Consider the following 14,635-nt stretch of genomic DNA (forward strand, 5'->3'; position numbering starts at 1 on the left):
GGGGACGGTCCGGCGCCGACCAGGTGGGCGGCGGTCCCGCCCGCCCGCTGAATCGATGCGCGGCCTCCTAGATCGGCGCGAACCCGCTGCAGGTACTAGCACCAAGGTCCGATGGCGCACACGACGGCAGGTCGCCCAGGGTGACGACCATGCCGGTGCACGTCGCGCCGGCGTCACCCCACCTGGAGGCGCGCATGAAAGTCCGCACACCAACTCGGAGCAGCTTGGGTACTCGTGTCGCCGCGATGCTGGCCACCGCGATCGTCGCCCCGATGATCCTGGTCGCGTTCTCCGGCACAGCGCAGGCCGCGTCGTCGAAGGGGTGCGAGGGCGGTGGCTTCACCCTGGTCAGTCTGAACAGCGCCGCCACCGTGCTGGCCCGGGCCGGCAAGGACGAGGTCGAGGTCAGCGTCGCCGCCCCGGCCGGCGGCGCGAACATCGGAGTCCGCGGCAAATACGCCCAGTTCGACATCCGACCCGCCGATTTCGCGGTGCTCAACCAGGCCTTCACCGGCGCTGCGAATCCCCTGGACATAACCGGCGGCAGGTTCACTCCGGTCTTCGCCAGCAAGGTCCCCGACCTCAGGGGCACAGCCCTGACCAGTGCGATCTCGGTGGAGCTCAAAGAGGAAGGTCTGGAGATCTCCCGCAGTGGCAGCGGCGTGTCGATGAAACTGCAGGCCAAGGACTGCGCGCAGGGCGGCATCTTCCAGATGGAACCGCAGCGCAGCGACGGAACCACCACCCGGATCACGAACACCCTGGCGAGGTCCGCGACCCCGGGACTGACGCCGTTCTACTTCGACAATCCGGCCTTCCGGTCCCGCATCGGACAATTCCTCGGGTCCGAGTGCACCAGCGTGACAACCGGGCCACCGAGCAGGTTCTGCGTGCAGGTCACCGCCAGGGTCAACATCGCGAATGGCCTGTCGGCGCGTTTCGTGGCCAGGGACAGCGCCCAGGTGGCGACCCGGGTACCACAGCCGCAGTGCAACACCGCGGTGCCCGTCTCACCCAGCGTCCGGCACTGCGGCGCGGTGTCGATCTGGGACGTCGCCAGCGGTGGGCGGATGGGCTTCGTGACCGGCGAGGACGCCGTCGAGGTGGCCAATCCCCCGACCACGTGCACCGAGAGCTGCCAGGCGCAGAACCAGGTCAGCGGGCGACTTGCCGTTCTCGGCTTCCCGTTCCTGGTCCCTGCCGGGAGCCGGCTGACGCCGCTGAGCTGATCCAACCCGCCCCCGGACCGGTCGCCGACCGGTCCGGGGATGCGGCTGTCTTCCGCCGGAACCGCTGCGCCACCTTCCACACGCCGACGGCAAGACCCGCCGCCAGCCAGCCCGCGACGACGTCGACCACATAGTGCTCACCGGTGTAGACCAGCGTCAGCCCCATCGACAAGGGATAGAGAATCAACAGACAGCGCGCCCACCACCGCGCACGGCTCCAGCAGAAGAACAGCAGCAGCGCGGCGCTGGCGGCGTGCAGCGACGGCATCGCGGCCACCGGGTTGGAGGCCATCTGACTGCCGCCCAACAGCCCCATCACGAAGTCGAGATGGACGTACTCCCAGCCGATCCCGGAGATCCGCTGTACCTCGCCGACCACGCCGAGCCGAGCCGCCAGCCACGGTGGCGTCATGGGATACACGACGTAGACAGCGATCCCGATCCCGGCGAGCAGCAGGACGCACCCGATCCACTCACGAAACCGCGAGCGGTGCCTGAACCACAGAATGGCCGCAGTCAGCGGGATCACGAAGAAGTGACTGATGTAGACAAGGGCGGCGAGCCCGTCATACCAGTGCACCTGCGGCGGCGAGTACCAGCGCTCCTGCAACCAGGTGGTCGGCAGCTCCCCGAAGATCCACCGGTCGACAATGGCCGGCTCGGTGACGTGCAGCGGGAAGCCGAGTGCGTTGGTGGCACCCTCCGTCGGCTCCCCACTGAGACCGTTGTTGATCAGCTGGGCCGCTGCATAGCCCAGCAGGATCACGGCGAGTGGGAGCCAGGCCAGCAGAACTTGGGAGACGAAACGCGAGCGGGCGGTGCGTGCGCCCATCAGGTCGCAATCCGGAGCCGGAGATGCCGCTCGTTCTGTTCCACGCCCGGTGGATACCCCGTGCCGGCCGGATGAAAACGAATGGAATGCCTGTCACACCACGCTGAAACCCGCGGGCAGCGGCGTCCGTCCGGTCAGCGCGAGCAGGACCCGCTCGCCGTCACCCCTGGCCGTGGCCACCGCCGTGGCCAGTTGCAGCGCGTCGGCGACTGCCTCCGCGGGCGGGGTCACCCGCACTCCGCAGGCCGCAGCGATGTCCAGCGTGTGCACGGTGAGCTCGAAGGTCCGGGTGGGCAGGTAGGACGTCAACAGCATGCCGCCGGCGAGGGTCTCGATCAGCGGATCCGCGTCGACCGCGTCCAGCGCCCGGGCGGCGTCCCCGAGCAGTTGTCGAACGGTGTCGGCGGGGTGCACGCCCAGCGCCACCCCCGCCTGGCGTCCCCGTTCGGCCACCGCTGCCGGGTCCGCGCCGACCTGGACGGTGACCCACTCGTAATAGGCGACAGCGGACAGGACCACCTCGGAGGGGGCCGGCCGCTGCAGATAGGTGATCAGGGTCGTCAGCGATCGGCTGGTGTGGCCGACCAGCGCGCGCAGGTCCCATTCGCCCAGACCCGGACCGTCCCAGGCGGTTTCGGGGATGCGGTCAACGAGGTCGGCGAAGCACCGGGCAGCGTCGGCGAAGGTACGGCGGGGTTCGATGGACACCGGCAGATTATCGGTCAAGAACGGTGCAGATCGGAGTTGGGCGGACTTGTCGAGCGCTTCCGGGGCGGAAGCCGCGCCAGAAGTTGGCCCAACTCCGCGGTGGCCAAGCGCAGGTGCCGGGGAACGGCCCGGCCTGTCGCGTGATATTGCATGTGCCGGCGTGTCTGCAGGACACGCCGAGGTTTCGCCGCCAAAAACGTTCCCGCGGAAACGCTTCTGGGGTTCGGATCGGTGCGGCTCGGAGTTGGGCGGACTTGTCGAGCGCTTCCGGGGCGGCAAACCGCGCCAGAAGTCGGCCCAACTCCGCGGTGGCCAAGCGCAGGTGCCGGGGAACGGCCCGGCCTGTCGCGTGATATTGCATGTGCCGGCGTGTCTGCAGGACACGCCGAGGTTTCGCCGCCAAAAACGGTCCCGCGGAAACGCTTCTGGGGTGCGGATCGGTGCGGCTCGGAGTTGCGCGGACTTGTCGAGCGCTTCCGGGGCGGCAAACCGCGCCACAAGTCGCCCCAACTCCCCGGGGGCCAAGCGCAAGTGCCGGGGAACGGTGCCGGCCGTCCGGTGGTGCGGCACGCGCCGAGGCAGGTCGCTGCCGAGCGTTGACGGCGCTCGTTTCGCGGGTCGCCGACCGGGGCACGAATGGAGTGTCGACCACCCGGGAGTGCCGCATGTCTGAAACCACCTCAACAATCACCACGTCCGCCTCGAACGATGTCGGCTCGAGCGTTCCGGAGGTGCATCGCGCCTCGAACGGATCGGCGGGCGGCCAGTCGCCGAACACCGCCGAAGCCGACGTCCTGCCGCTGCTCACCGACTACCTCGACGACGTCGCGGCGCGGATGGAACTCCGGTTGGGCGACGTCGCCGGGGTCGGGATCACCCTCAAGGTCGACGGGGCACCGTTCACCGCCGGTGCGAGTTCCACTCTCGCCCGAGAGGTGGACCTCATCCAGTACCGGATCGGTCGCGGCCCCTGCCTCGACGCGTTGCAGCACGGAGTGGGTCACTATGTCCCCGACCTGGCCGCCGACGGCCGGTGGGGCAGCTACGGTCCCAGCGCGGCCGCCCGCGGCGCGGCGAGCTGCCTGTCGGTGCCTGTCCTGGTGAACGAGCAGCCCGCCGCGGTGCTGAAGGTCTACTCCGCGCAGCGCGACGGTCTGACCGCCGACCAGCAGGCGCGCGCCTCGGAGTCCGCTCCCGAGATCGCCGGTGGAGTCGCCCTCGCCCGGCACCTGTCCCGGCAGGCCCAACTGCTGGACGACCGAGTGGCGGCGATGACCACCCGCCGGGTGATCGACATGGCGATCGGAATCCTCATGCAACGACTGGATTCCGATCCAGACACCGCATTCACCCTGTTGCGCAGCATTTCTCAGACCAGGAACGTCAAACTTCGCGACGTGGCACAGGATCTCGTCGCATCGCTGCCCGGTTCGGGGCCGAAAGCGTTCGATGCGCCGTTCAAGGCCCGCGGTCAGCGGCCGGCGCGCGGGCGTTGACCATCAGGGGGTTGCAGGTTCCGCAACCGCCGTGCTGTACTCGGCGGGTGGTTCAGTAGCGGCAGCCACTTCTCTCTAGTGAGGAGTGCGCATGTACCTGCACACCGAGTTGCTCATCAACGACATTCTCCCCGACGAGCCGGATCCCGCGGCCGCGAACGCCCTGCAGGAAGGTCTGGGCGGTCAATTCGGCGAAATGCGGACGATGATGCAGTATCTGTTCCAGAGCATGAATTTCCGGGGCGATCCCACCTCCAAGCCGTACAAGGATCTGCTGCAGGGCGTCGGCACGGAGGAGATCAGCCACGTCGAGCTGATCGGCACCACCATCGCGCGACTGCTGGACGGCTCGCCGCAGTACCAGGGCAAGAAGACCGATCCGGTCGATCAGCCCGGTGCGAAAGGTGCCACACCGCTGAAGATCGCGCTGGACACCGGCAACATCCACCACTACCTGGTGGCCGCGCAGGGTGCCCTGCCGGTGGACGCCGCGGGCAACCCGTGGTTGGGCTCGTATGTCTACAACAGCGGAAATCTCGTCCTGGACCTGCTGTACAACCTGATGCTGGAATCCACCGGTCGCCTGCAGAAATGCCGCATCTACGAGATGACGGAGAACAAGTCGGCGCGTTCCACCATCGCCTACCTGATCGTTCGCGATCAGGCGCACGAGAATGCGTTCGCGAAGGCATTGGAAAGCCTGGGCGTGAACTGGGGATCGGTACTGCCGATTCCGAAGACCAACGCCGAGCAGTTCCCCGAGGTCAAGAAGCTGCTCGACAAGGGGCTGCAGAGCATCCAGTTCACCTTCAGCGCGGACAATCTCAGCGAGGCCGGCAAGCTCTACCGGGGTGCCTCGCCGTCGAACGACGGCACGGAGCTGAGCACGGCCATCATGCCCGAGGGCGTTCCCATCAAGATCGCGCCGGAGCGGCGTGAGGAATTCTCCCCCGGTCTGGACCCGGAGCTCTTGGCGCTCATCCAGGCGACCGCCGAGGTCGAGCTGAAGAACGCGGACCAGCCCTCCTCGAACTGAGTCCGGCCGGAAGCGGCCGCTGATTCGCATGACGTCCGTGCCGGGTCACCCCAGGGTGGCCCGGCACGGCACCGGGATGGTGCGATCAGCTGGTGATGTCCTTACTGCCGAACCTGGCCCATGCGGCGGCCAGGAAGATCACCGTGTACACCCCGGCGCTCAGTAAGCCGGAGGAGATCTGACCCGTCGAGATCGGGTCTCGGAGGAAGTCGCCGAACGCGAGCCAGTACTGCGTGGGCAGGTACGGGTGGATCGCCGACAGCTGGGACACCGACCCGAGGATCTGACTGATCACCGCCACGCCGACGACGGCGATCGTGGCGCCGATGGGCTGCTCGGTGAGCGTCGACACGAACAGGCCGATCGCGGCCAGCGCAGCAAGGCAGACCACCAGATAACAGCAGACGAGCAACAATCGCCACAACCCCACCGCGGTCGAGACCTGCGTCCCGGACAGCAATGTCACCGGGCCGGCGCCGAACAGCGCCAGGCCGAGGCCCACCCCGACGACCGCGATCAGCAGCACCGCCGCGACGGTGAAGATGAGCACGCCCAGGTACTTGACAGCGAGCAGCCGGGTGCGTTGCACGGGTCGTGCCAGCAGGTAGCGCAACGTCCCGCCGTTCGCCTCGCCGGCGACCGCGTCACCGGAGATGGCGGCCACCGCGAGCGGCAGGAACAGCGGCATCTCGACCGTCAGGGCAGCGAGCCCGACGAACAACCCGTTGTTGGTGGCCTGGCCGATGAACCCGCCCTCGCCGCCGCCGCGGCGCGGGCCGCTGTAGTAGACCGCAACGGCGATGATGACAGGAACCGCTGCCAGCACCCCCATACCGGCGATCGTGCGGCGCCGGCCGAAGATCAACTTCAGTTCCGACCGGAGGAAACGGGTCGAGATCCGCCTCGATCTCGGCGCCGGAGCGGCCATCCCGTCCCGGCGTGACGCCTCAACCGCTGACACCGAAGCCCTCCCCTGTCAAGGTCACGAACACGTCTTCCAGGTTCACCTCGACCGGCCCGAAAGCGATCACCGGCACCCCGTCCCGCACCAGCGCCGGAATGATCGACTCCGCCCGGACGGCGCCGAGCAGTGCGGTGACCTCGTCCCCGGCCGTGACCACGTCGGTCAAGCCCAGACCGGCCAGCGTCGTCGCCGCCAGGTCGGGTCGATCCGTTCGCACCCTCATTCGCTGCGGCGTGCGGGCGCGCAGGTCGTCCAGCCGTGACTGCGCGACGAGCCGGCCGACATGCATGACGCCGACATGCGTGCAGATCTGCTCCACCTCCGACAGCAGGTGCGTGGAGAGCATCACGGTGACACCGCCGGCCGCCAGATCGGTGACCAGGGAACGTACCTCACGGGTGCCCTGCGGGTCAAGGCCGTTGGTGGGCTCGTCGAGGATGAGCAGCCGGCGGGGCTGCAACAACGCCGCGGCGATGCCCAACCGCTGGCGCATGCCGAGCGAGTAGTTGCGGAACCGTTTGCCGGCCGCCGCGCTCAGACCCACCCGGTCGAGTGCAGTGGCGATCCGCGCGGTGCACGTCGCGGGATCGGCCGTGCGGTCCGCGGAGTCCAGCCGGCGAAGGTTGTCCCGGCCGGACAGATACGGATGGAACGCCGGCCCTTCGACGAGCGCGCCGACCATCGGCAACACCCGCTGCGAGTCCGCCGGGATCCGGCCGCCCAGCAGCGTGCTGCTGCCCTCGGTCGGCCGGACCAGTCCGAGCAGCATCCGGATGGTGGTCGTCTTACCGGAGCCGTTCGGTCCGAGGAACCCGTAGACGGCGCCGTGCGGTACAGCGAGATCGATGTGGTCGACCGCCACCTGGCCGCCGCGGAACCGCTTGGTCAGCCCGGTGGAGGTCACCGCGAAATCGTCGTTGCCGGACCCGGACATCGATGCCGACCCTAGCGGCGCGGCGGCCGGTTGGTCGGCACGCCGCACCGCGGACGGAGCGGAAACCGGCGCACCGGCCGGCGAGCTCACTGAGCGGCTGCCTTGTACAACGACTCCGGGGCGACCGCTCCGGCGATGATGCGGCCGTCGTCGGTGATCAACAGGGAGAACAGGGCGGACTGGAGCAACCGTCCGCTCCCCCACTCGCCGCTGACCGCCGGCAGGGATCCAACGATGGCGCCGAGATTGCCGGCGGCACCTGGGGTTTCCGGTTGGCCGGTCTCTCCCTCAGGTGCCGCGCCGTCAGGTGCCGCACTGTCCGGGGCCGCGCCCTCAGCAGACTGGACATCGGGAGCCGGCACCTCGGCCACCAGCACCGAGGTCCAGCCCTTGCCGACGATCTTCGGCTCGGCCGTCGAGGCCCGCGCGGCGTCGCCCGGGGTGCCCGGACCGGCGGTGTTGGGGCCGGCGGTATCGGGGCTGTCCGTCCCGTCGGGCGTCGACTCGGTGACCGTCGCCCCGGGCGGCGGGGTGAACTCGAAGTTCTCGGCCGCCGGCACCTCGAAGCTGACCTGGCTGAAGCCGACCTGGAACGCCGGGGTCGGAGCATCCTTCGCGAAGACCTGCACACGCAGCGGGATGTGCTGCTCGGCGTCGACGGCGATCCGCACCGAGCCGACCAGTGAGGCGGTGTCCTTGGGCGCCAGCACGAGCTCGTACGCGGACCGATCGGCCACCTCGACGGTGCCGTCCGCCGTCACCGTTGTCGTCGGCTCGACGGCGGCCAGTGCCATGTCCGCGAGTTGTTGCGGTGTCATCACGGACTCGATCGCCTGGAGATGCTCAGCGGCCCGGCCGTCGGCGAGGCCGGCGGGGAGCTGGAAGTGTTCCGCGGCGTTCGAGTCGCTGTCCCACGTCCACACGTCCTGTCCGTTGCGGATCAGGTCCGATTCGCCGAGCGTGCCGAGAAGGGCGATGCGCTGCCGGTCCTCCCCGCCGTACCAGACGCGCAGGGTGTGGGTGCCGGAGACCAGCGAGCTGAAGCTGGAACTGCCCTGCCCACCCATCTGGATCGGCAGCTCGGGCAGCCCGAGCGCGGCGTCCTGGACGACGGTGCCGGACAGAGCGGTCAGCGACGCGTTCTGCATGTCGACCAGGAGTTCTGATGCGGTGCGCGGCGGCAGGGTCGGAGTGGCGTCCGCCCGCACCGCCGTGATCGACGCGGCACCGAGCACGATCGCGACAACGGCGCCCGGTACTGCCCAGCGCATCGCCGGCCGGTGGAAGAAGCCCGTTCGGGCACCCGTTTCGACAGCCTTCATTTCGGACATCTGCTGATCGGACACGACACACACTCATTTCCTGGCTGGATCTTTCGGCGCGCGGTCACGGCCGCGCGCAACCCATCATGCTGCAGGCATGCTGAGAGCATCTTGAGAAGCGCGAAGGGTGGGACGGCCGGTGCGCCTGCTGGTGGTGGAGGATGAGGTACGGCTCGCCCGCGCCTTGCAGAAGGGTTTGCGCTCAGAGGGTTTCGCCGTCGATCTCCGTCACGACGGCGCGTCGGGGCTGGAGTCGGCACGGGACGGGGAATATGACGCCATCGTGCTGGACGTGATGTTGCCCCGGTTGTCGGGCTACGAGGTCGTCCGTGCGCTGCGGCGTGACCGGAACTGGGTACCCGTTCTGATGCTGTCGGCCAAGGACGGCGAGTACGACGAGGCGGACGGTCTCGACGTCGGCGCCGACGATTACCTCACCAAGCCGTTCAGCTATGTGGTGCTCGTCGCGAGGCTGCGCGCGCTGCTTCGCCGCGGCGCACCGGAGAGACCGGCCGTGCTGGTTGCCGGCGACCTCCGGCTCGACCCCGCCGCCCGGCTGGCCGCCCGCGGCGATACCGCGATACCGCTGACGGCGCGGGAGTTCTCGCTGCTGGAGTACCTGATGCGCCGGTCCGGCGAGGTGATCAGCAGGCTCGACCTGCTCGAGCATGTCTGGGAGGCGCACGGAACCGGGGAGGCGAATGTCGTCGAGGTCTACATCGGCTACCTCCGGCGCAAGATCGACGCGCCGTTCGGTCGGGCGGCGGTGACGACGGTGCGCGGCGTCGGGTACCGGCTGGAAGCCGACGGCGGCTGACGGTGACCGACACCGGCCGACGACGGCTCAGCCTGCGGATGCGACTGCTGCTGGTGAGCACCGTCGCGCTGGCCGTCGGACTGGCCATCGGCGTGTTCGCGCTGACCGCGCTGCTCCGGTTCGGCCTTGTCCGGGCCACCGACGACGCGGCACAGAAGGCGGCCGACGGTGTCGCCGCACTCGTCGACGAGGGCCGGCTCCCGGATCCGATCCCGTCGGGGGCAACGACGGTGGTGCAGGTGATCGACGAGCAGGGGCGGGTGCTCGCCGCATCCGCCGGCACGGATCGATTGGTGGCGGCGCTGCGGCCGGCGGAGCTGACGGCGGCGCTGGACGGGCCGCAGACGGTCTCCGGCGCGTCGTTCGGCGTCCTCGGCCCGATGCGGGTGGTGGCCCGGCCGGCCGGACCGGATACCGCACCGCGGTTCGTGATCGCGGGCGTGCCGTCGGGTGACATCGACGATGCGGTGCGTATCGCGCGCACGGCACTGATCGCCGGGTACGCGGTGCTGCTCGCGGCGTTGGCCGCTGTGACCTGGCGGTTGATCGGAGCCACCCTGCGCCCCGTCGAGGCGCTGCGATCCGGTGCCGAGAAGATCACCGGAACCGGCTCGGCGGACACCCTCCCGGTCCCGTCCTCCGCGGACGAGATCCGCCGGCTGGCCATCACGTTGAACGGCATGCTGGGCCGGCTCGCATCCTCTAGGAGGCGCCAGCGCGCATTCGTGGCCGACGCGGCGCACGAGCTGCGGTCGCCGTTGGCCAGCCTCCGTACCCAGCTGGACGTCGCACTGGTCACCGGCACCGAGCCGGAGACCGCCGATCTGCTGGCCGAGGTCGACCGGCTGACCTCGCTGGTGGACGACCTGCTCATCCTCGCCCGGGCCGATGACGCGGCCCCGCCCGAGACCGGCGTCGTCGACGTCGCCGCGCTCGCCGACGAGGTGGTCCGGCGGTATGCGGACGCCCGGGTGCCGGTCGTCCGGCTCCCGTCGGACGAGGCCCCGGCCGAGGCAAACCCTGGTGCGCTGGCCAGGGTGCTCGCGAACCTCATCGACAATGCCGTCCGCTATGCGTCTTCCGGGGTGACCGTGTCCGTTGGTCACACACCTGACGGCGTCCGGCTCGAGGTCGGTGACGACGGTCCCGGGATCCCGGAGGCCGACCGGGCGCGGGTGTTCGAACGGTTCACCCGGCTGCACGACGCCCGCGACCGGGACACCGGCGGCAGCGGGCTGGGTCTGGCGATCGTCGCCGAACTGCTCAGACAGCAGGGCGGGTCGGTGCAGCTGGCGCCGGCACATCCGGGCGCGGACCCGCCCGGCCTGCTGGTCTCGATCCTGCTGCCGGCAGCGCCGCCGGATCAACCGGATCTGCCTGCGCCGCAGCAAGTGCGCGCTGACCCAGAGCAGCTGCGGCAGCGCGGATCTCGGCGCAGCTGACGATCCGGTACGGCACCGGGATGACGGCGAGTTGCTCGGCGTACCAGATCGGATTGCTGGTACTGCCGACCAGCCGGGTGGCGGACCCGCCGGCCGGTTCCGCCCGGCCCAGGGATCGCGGCAGCCGGGGCTGCACCTGGTGGAACGGCGCCTCGATGATCACCTCGGCCTCGTACTCCCAGCCGACCGCCAGGTGCTCCTCGAGCATCGTCACCGGCTCCAGGTCGGGCGGCGGGGTGACTGTCCCGTCCAGCATCTCGACGGAGCGCACCCGGTCGATCCGGTAGGCGCGCCGGGCGTCCGCCGTGCGCGATCGGCAGAGCAGGTACCAGCGGCCGTGACGAACGACGACGGCCCAGGGGTCGACCTCCGCCGTCCATTCGGACCCGGCCTCGGAGCGGTAGTCCAACCGGACGGGTCGGCGGCTCGCACACGCCTGCACCAGGCCGGTGGTGATTCCGGGATCGGGGCGGGCGGCAGCCCGGTCGGGGGCCGGTGAGGTGGTCCGGCGGACCGCCTCGACCTGTGCCGCCACCGACTCGGGCAGCGCGCGGACGATCTTGCCGAGGGCTCCGCCGACCGGACCGGTGGGATCCGCCGCATCGTGGTGACCGTCCAGGACGGCCATCACGAGGCCGAGAGCCTCGGCTGCGCTGAACATCAGCGGCGGCAGCCGGACGCCCCGGCCGAGCCGGTAGCCGCCGTAGCGGCCGCGGACCGACTCGACGGGAATACCGGCCTCCCGGAGGATCCCGATGTACCGGCGGGCGGCCCGCTCGGAGATGCCGAGCCGGTCAGCCAATCGTTCGGCGGTGATGCCGGGGCTGCTCTGGATCATTTCCAGGGTGAGCAGGGCGCGTGCCGTCGGACTCGCGTCGAGCTTGACCACAAGTTCCTCCGCAATCCGGAAGCGAAACGGCCGGAACCGACCCTAGCGTCCCCGGAATGACCAACGACACCACTCTTGCCACCTCCATTGCCGAGCCGTCGATGACGGCCGGCGAGATCGAGATGCTCCGCTTCGACCTCGACCGCTGTCGGGCCCAATTCGCCTGGAAGGTCGGTGGTCTCGATGCGGAGGCGCTGAACAGGCCGCATCCGCCGTCCAGGATGACGCTCGGCGGGCTGGTCAAGCACCTGGCCTTCGTGGACGACTGGACCGTCGTCCGGCTGACCGGCCGGGTGCAGGACATGCCGGCGCCCTGGCGGTCCGTCGACTGGGATGCCGATCCGGAGTACCCGTGGCACTCGGCCGCCGCCGACTCCCCGGAGGAGCTGTACCGGTTGTGGAGCGAGGCCGCGGCGCGGTGCCGTGCGGCGGTCGACGAGGTTTCCGCCGACGGGGGCCTGGACCGGTTGGTCAAGTTCACCTTCAACCCGGACTTCCAGCCCAACGCCCGGCGGGTGCTGACCGACCTGCATGACGAATACGCCCGGCACGTCGGCCACGCCGACCTGTTCCGTGAGGCCATCGACGGTCTGGTGGGAGAGGACCCGCCGCAGCAGTGAACAACTCGATGCGATGCGAGTGCGGCCGCGGGCATCGGCGTGGCCGCCGGCGGGTCAGCCCAGGAACGCCCAGTTGCACCGGTTCGAGGTGAACGCGTAGTCGTCGGGTGCGATGGAGACCACTCCCGGGCCGATTCCGTTCGCGATGATCTCCGCCAGCGTTCCCGACGTGCCGGACAGCCTGGCCCAGTAGCAGTCCGGGCTCGTGTTGCGGTAGCTGCCGGCACGCACCTGGGCGCCGATGAACCAGTCGCCGTCGGCGATGGTCACGTCGGAAAGGGTCGGGTCGACGGCGGTGAGGGTCGGGTCGGCGGCGCCGGCGACCGCCCCTTCGCCGATCTGCCCGGCTGCGATCTGCCCGTTCACCGCGGCGGGATCGGTGGCGCTGTCCGCGGGGTCGCCTGTCTGAGGAGCGACGGTCATGGTGACGGTGGGCGGGACCACGGCAACGGCGCCGGTGCCGCTCCGGCCGGCGCCGGCGCCCACCGCGATCCCGGCGATGAACAACAACAGCCCGGCCGAGCACGCGACGATCAGTCGGCGGCGGCGATGGGATCGGTGCGCGACCGGCGGAGGCCGGGATTCACGGCGCCGCTCGTCCAGGGTCGGAGCGGTTCCGAGCTGATCGCTGTACATCACGCTTCCTCTGTGATTCGTCCTCGGGCGTCGGGCAGAGCGGGTACAGCTGACCGGTCGACCGAGCCGGCTCCGTCGGAGGTGGGACGGACCGCAGACGGTTTCATGTCGCTGATCTGGCCCGTGACCTGCGGTCACCCCTGATAGTGGACGGCGATCCACACATCGGGGATGGGCGACGGCGGGCGGCCGTGACGGACAGCCATCGGCCTTCGCCCGATCGGTTCGACTCTGGATTCGCTGTCAGTTGCGCGCTGTTCCGGGTGTCGGCTGTGCTTGGGTCGGCCCATGCGAGTTCACCGGGGTCATCTGTTCCATCTGACCGGACGGCCGTCCGTCACTGACAGTGCAGATGCGCTGGTGTCCGTCCCCGATGGCGCCCTGGCCGTCGATGCGGCCGGCCGGATCGTCTATTCCGGCCGCTATGACGACCTACCGGCGGACTTCGCGGGCTGGACGGTTCTCGACCATCGGCCCGGATTCCTGCTGCCCGGTTTCGTCGACACCCATGTGCATTTCCCGCAGACCTACAGCGGTGACGCGTACGGCGGCGGCCAGCTGCTGGAATGGCTGAACCTGTGCATGTTCCCCGCGGAATCCCGTTTCGCCGACGCCGCGTTCGCCGCCCGGGCCGCTGCTGATTTCTGTGATCGACGAGTCGCGGCCGGAACGACCTCGGCTGTGGTGTTCGGGTCGGCGTTCCCCCATGCGCAGGATGCATTGTTCGCCGAAACCCATCGCCGAGGATTGCGGATCGTCAGCGGGCGTGGCATCCAGACGGTCGGGCCGGATTCCGCGCGGGCCCTGATGACGAGCGAGCAGGACGCCATCCGGCTCACCGCCGACGAGATCGACCGCTGGCACGCGGCCGACACCGGTGATCCGGCAACGGCATTGCTCCAGGTCGCCATCGTTCCCAGGTTCTCGTTGTCGGTGACCACAGAGACGCTGCGGAACCTCGGCGAGCTGTACGACAAGGTGCGCGACAGGGGCGTCTATTTCCACAGTCACCTCAACGAGAACAACCGGCCCGGGACGGGTGAGGTGGCAACCACCATGAGCGTCTACCAGGTCGATTCCTACCTGGACACCTACGACGGCAAATTCCTGCCGGGCTCGACGGTGGGCGGGTCGACCCTGCTGGGCAGGCGGAGCATTCTCGCGCACAGCGTGCACTGCCAGGACGGCGAACTCGGAAGAATGGCGGAGACCGCCAGTTCCATCTCGCATTGCCCGGTTTCCCAGCAATTCCTCGGGTCGGGAACGATGCCGTGGAAGAAGACGGTCGCGTCCGGCGTCACGATCTCCGTCGGGACCGATTTCGGTGGCGGCGACGAATGGCTGATACCGCAGGTGCTGGCCGACGCTTTCAAGGTGCACATTTCCGAGCCCGGTGATGCCGGGATCTCCCTGCATCCGGCCCAATTGCTCTTCCTCGGAACGGTCGGCGGTGCCCGCGCCCTGGACATGGAAGACCGCATCGGGAATCTGGATGCGGGCCGGGAGGCCGACTTCCTCGTCGTCGACCCCCGCGCGTGGCCGCCGCTCGACGGGGCGATCAACCACGGTGCCCGCACGGACGACCCGGAACTGGCCAGGGACCAGACGTTGTTCGGATTGCTGATGAGCATGCGGGAGCCCGCCATCACCGAGGTCTACGTCCAGGGTCGACGCATCGAGGGGTCCTGATCCTGCGCGGCGATTCGAGGG

Annotated in this window: 13 protein-coding genes and 1 pseudogene; 7 read left to right on the forward strand and 7 right to left on the reverse strand. The window is 69.5% G+C overall.

Annotated elements, in window-relative coordinates; translation table 11 throughout:
• The first annotated feature begins 224 nt into the window (after positions 1 to 224).
• Positions 225 to 1,229, forward strand: coding sequence for a hypothetical protein (locus ACVBEQ_RS15005; RefSeq protein ID WP_447154113.1), 1,005 nt, complete (start codon positions 225 to 227; stop codon positions 1,227 to 1,229).
• Here the strand turns inward: ACVBEQ_RS15005 and ACVBEQ_RS15010 are convergent.
• Positions 1,156 to 2,061 carry a phosphatase PAP2 family protein gene (locus tag ACVBEQ_RS15010; protein WP_447154114.1) on the reverse strand — a complete coding sequence of 302 codons (906 nt, stop codon included), beginning with the start codon at positions 2,059 to 2,061 and terminating at the stop codon, positions 1,156 to 1,158. The genes ACVBEQ_RS15005 and ACVBEQ_RS15010 overlap by 74 nt on opposite strands.
• A 93-nt stretch (positions 2,062 to 2,154) precedes the next feature.
• Positions 2,155 to 2,769, reverse strand: a complete 615-nt coding sequence (locus tag ACVBEQ_RS15015; RefSeq protein WP_447154115.1) for a maleylpyruvate isomerase N-terminal domain-containing protein — start codon at positions 2,767 to 2,769, stop codon at positions 2,155 to 2,157.
• 665 nt (positions 2,770 to 3,434) lie between these two features.
• On the opposite strand from ACVBEQ_RS15015, the gene ACVBEQ_RS15020 reads away from it, so the two are divergent.
• Both ACVBEQ_RS15020 and ACVBEQ_RS15025 read left to right on the forward strand, forming a co-directional pair.
• Positions 3,435 to 4,265, forward strand: a complete 831-nt coding sequence (locus ACVBEQ_RS15020) for a GAF and ANTAR domain-containing protein (protein ID WP_447154116.1) — start codon at positions 3,435 to 3,437, stop codon at positions 4,263 to 4,265.
• 91 nt (positions 4,266 to 4,356) lie between these two features.
• Positions 4,357 to 5,301, forward strand: a complete 945-nt coding sequence (locus ACVBEQ_RS15025; protein WP_447154117.1) for a manganese catalase family protein — start codon at positions 4,357 to 4,359, stop codon at positions 5,299 to 5,301.
• A gap of 85 nt (positions 5,302 to 5,386) precedes the next feature.
• On the opposite strand, the gene ACVBEQ_RS15030 is transcribed toward ACVBEQ_RS15025, so the two are convergent.
• The 3 genes from ACVBEQ_RS15030 to ACVBEQ_RS15040 form a co-directional block, all read right to left on the reverse strand.
• Entirely contained in the window at positions 5,387 to 6,262 is an 876-nt protein-coding gene (locus tag ACVBEQ_RS15030; protein ID WP_447154118.1) for an ABC transporter permease, read from the reverse strand.
• Positions 6,249 to 7,199: an ABC transporter ATP-binding protein gene (locus ACVBEQ_RS15035; protein WP_447154119.1), complete on the reverse strand. Its 951-nt coding sequence runs from the start codon at positions 7,197 to 7,199 to the stop codon at positions 6,249 to 6,251. The genes ACVBEQ_RS15030 and ACVBEQ_RS15035 overlap by 14 nt, the downstream gene beginning before the upstream one ends.
• A gap of 86 nt (positions 7,200 to 7,285) precedes the next feature.
• The gene (locus tag ACVBEQ_RS15040) at positions 7,286 to 8,530 is read right to left on the reverse strand and encodes a LolA family protein (protein ID WP_447154120.1); all 1,245 of its coding nucleotides are present in this window, start codon (positions 8,528 to 8,530) and stop codon (positions 7,286 to 7,288) included.
• Positions 8,531 to 8,660: 130 nt separating this feature from the next.
• On the opposite strand from ACVBEQ_RS15040, the gene ACVBEQ_RS15045 reads away from it, so the two are divergent.
• Together ACVBEQ_RS15045 and ACVBEQ_RS15050 are read left to right on the forward strand one after the other, a co-directional pair.
• Positions 8,661 to 9,338, forward strand: a complete 678-nt coding sequence (locus tag ACVBEQ_RS15045) for a response regulator transcription factor (protein ID WP_447154121.1) — start codon at positions 8,661 to 8,663, stop codon at positions 9,336 to 9,338.
• Positions 9,339 to 9,718: 380 nt separating this feature from the next.
• A pseudogene (locus ACVBEQ_RS15050) lies at positions 9,719 to 10,627 on the forward strand (sensor histidine kinase); the annotation flags it as partial.
• Here the strand turns inward: ACVBEQ_RS15050 and ACVBEQ_RS15055 are convergent.
• Positions 10,602 to 11,618 carry a helix-turn-helix transcriptional regulator gene (locus ACVBEQ_RS15055; RefSeq protein ID WP_447154240.1) on the reverse strand — a complete coding sequence of 339 codons (1,017 nt, stop codon included), beginning with the start codon at positions 11,616 to 11,618 and terminating at the stop codon, positions 10,602 to 10,604. The pseudogene ACVBEQ_RS15050 and the gene ACVBEQ_RS15055 overlap by 26 nt on opposite strands.
• A gap of 107 nt (positions 11,619 to 11,725) precedes the next feature.
• Here ACVBEQ_RS15055 and ACVBEQ_RS15060 point away from each other — a divergent pair, with 107 nt between their 5' ends.
• The gene (locus ACVBEQ_RS15060) at positions 11,726 to 12,289 is read left to right on the forward strand and encodes a mycothiol transferase (RefSeq protein ID WP_447154122.1); all 564 of its coding nucleotides are present in this window, start codon (positions 11,726 to 11,728) and stop codon (positions 12,287 to 12,289) included.
• Between the two features lie 54 nt (positions 12,290 to 12,343).
• Here ACVBEQ_RS15060 and ACVBEQ_RS15065 read toward each other — a convergent pair whose 3' ends face one another.
• Positions 12,344 to 12,925: a hypothetical protein gene (locus ACVBEQ_RS15065; protein ID WP_447154123.1), complete on the reverse strand. Its 582-nt coding sequence runs from the start codon at positions 12,923 to 12,925 to the stop codon at positions 12,344 to 12,346.
• 288 nt (positions 12,926 to 13,213) lie between these two features.
• Between ACVBEQ_RS15065 and ACVBEQ_RS15070 the strand changes: the two genes are divergently transcribed.
• A complete protein-coding gene (locus tag ACVBEQ_RS15070) occupies positions 13,214 to 14,614 on the forward strand; it encodes an amidohydrolase family protein (protein WP_447154124.1) in 1,401 nt (466 codons plus the stop codon).
• The last annotated feature ends 21 nt before the right edge of the window (positions 14,615 to 14,635 follow it).

The sequence above is a fragment of the Nakamurella sp. GG22 genome, from assembly GCF_052976845.2.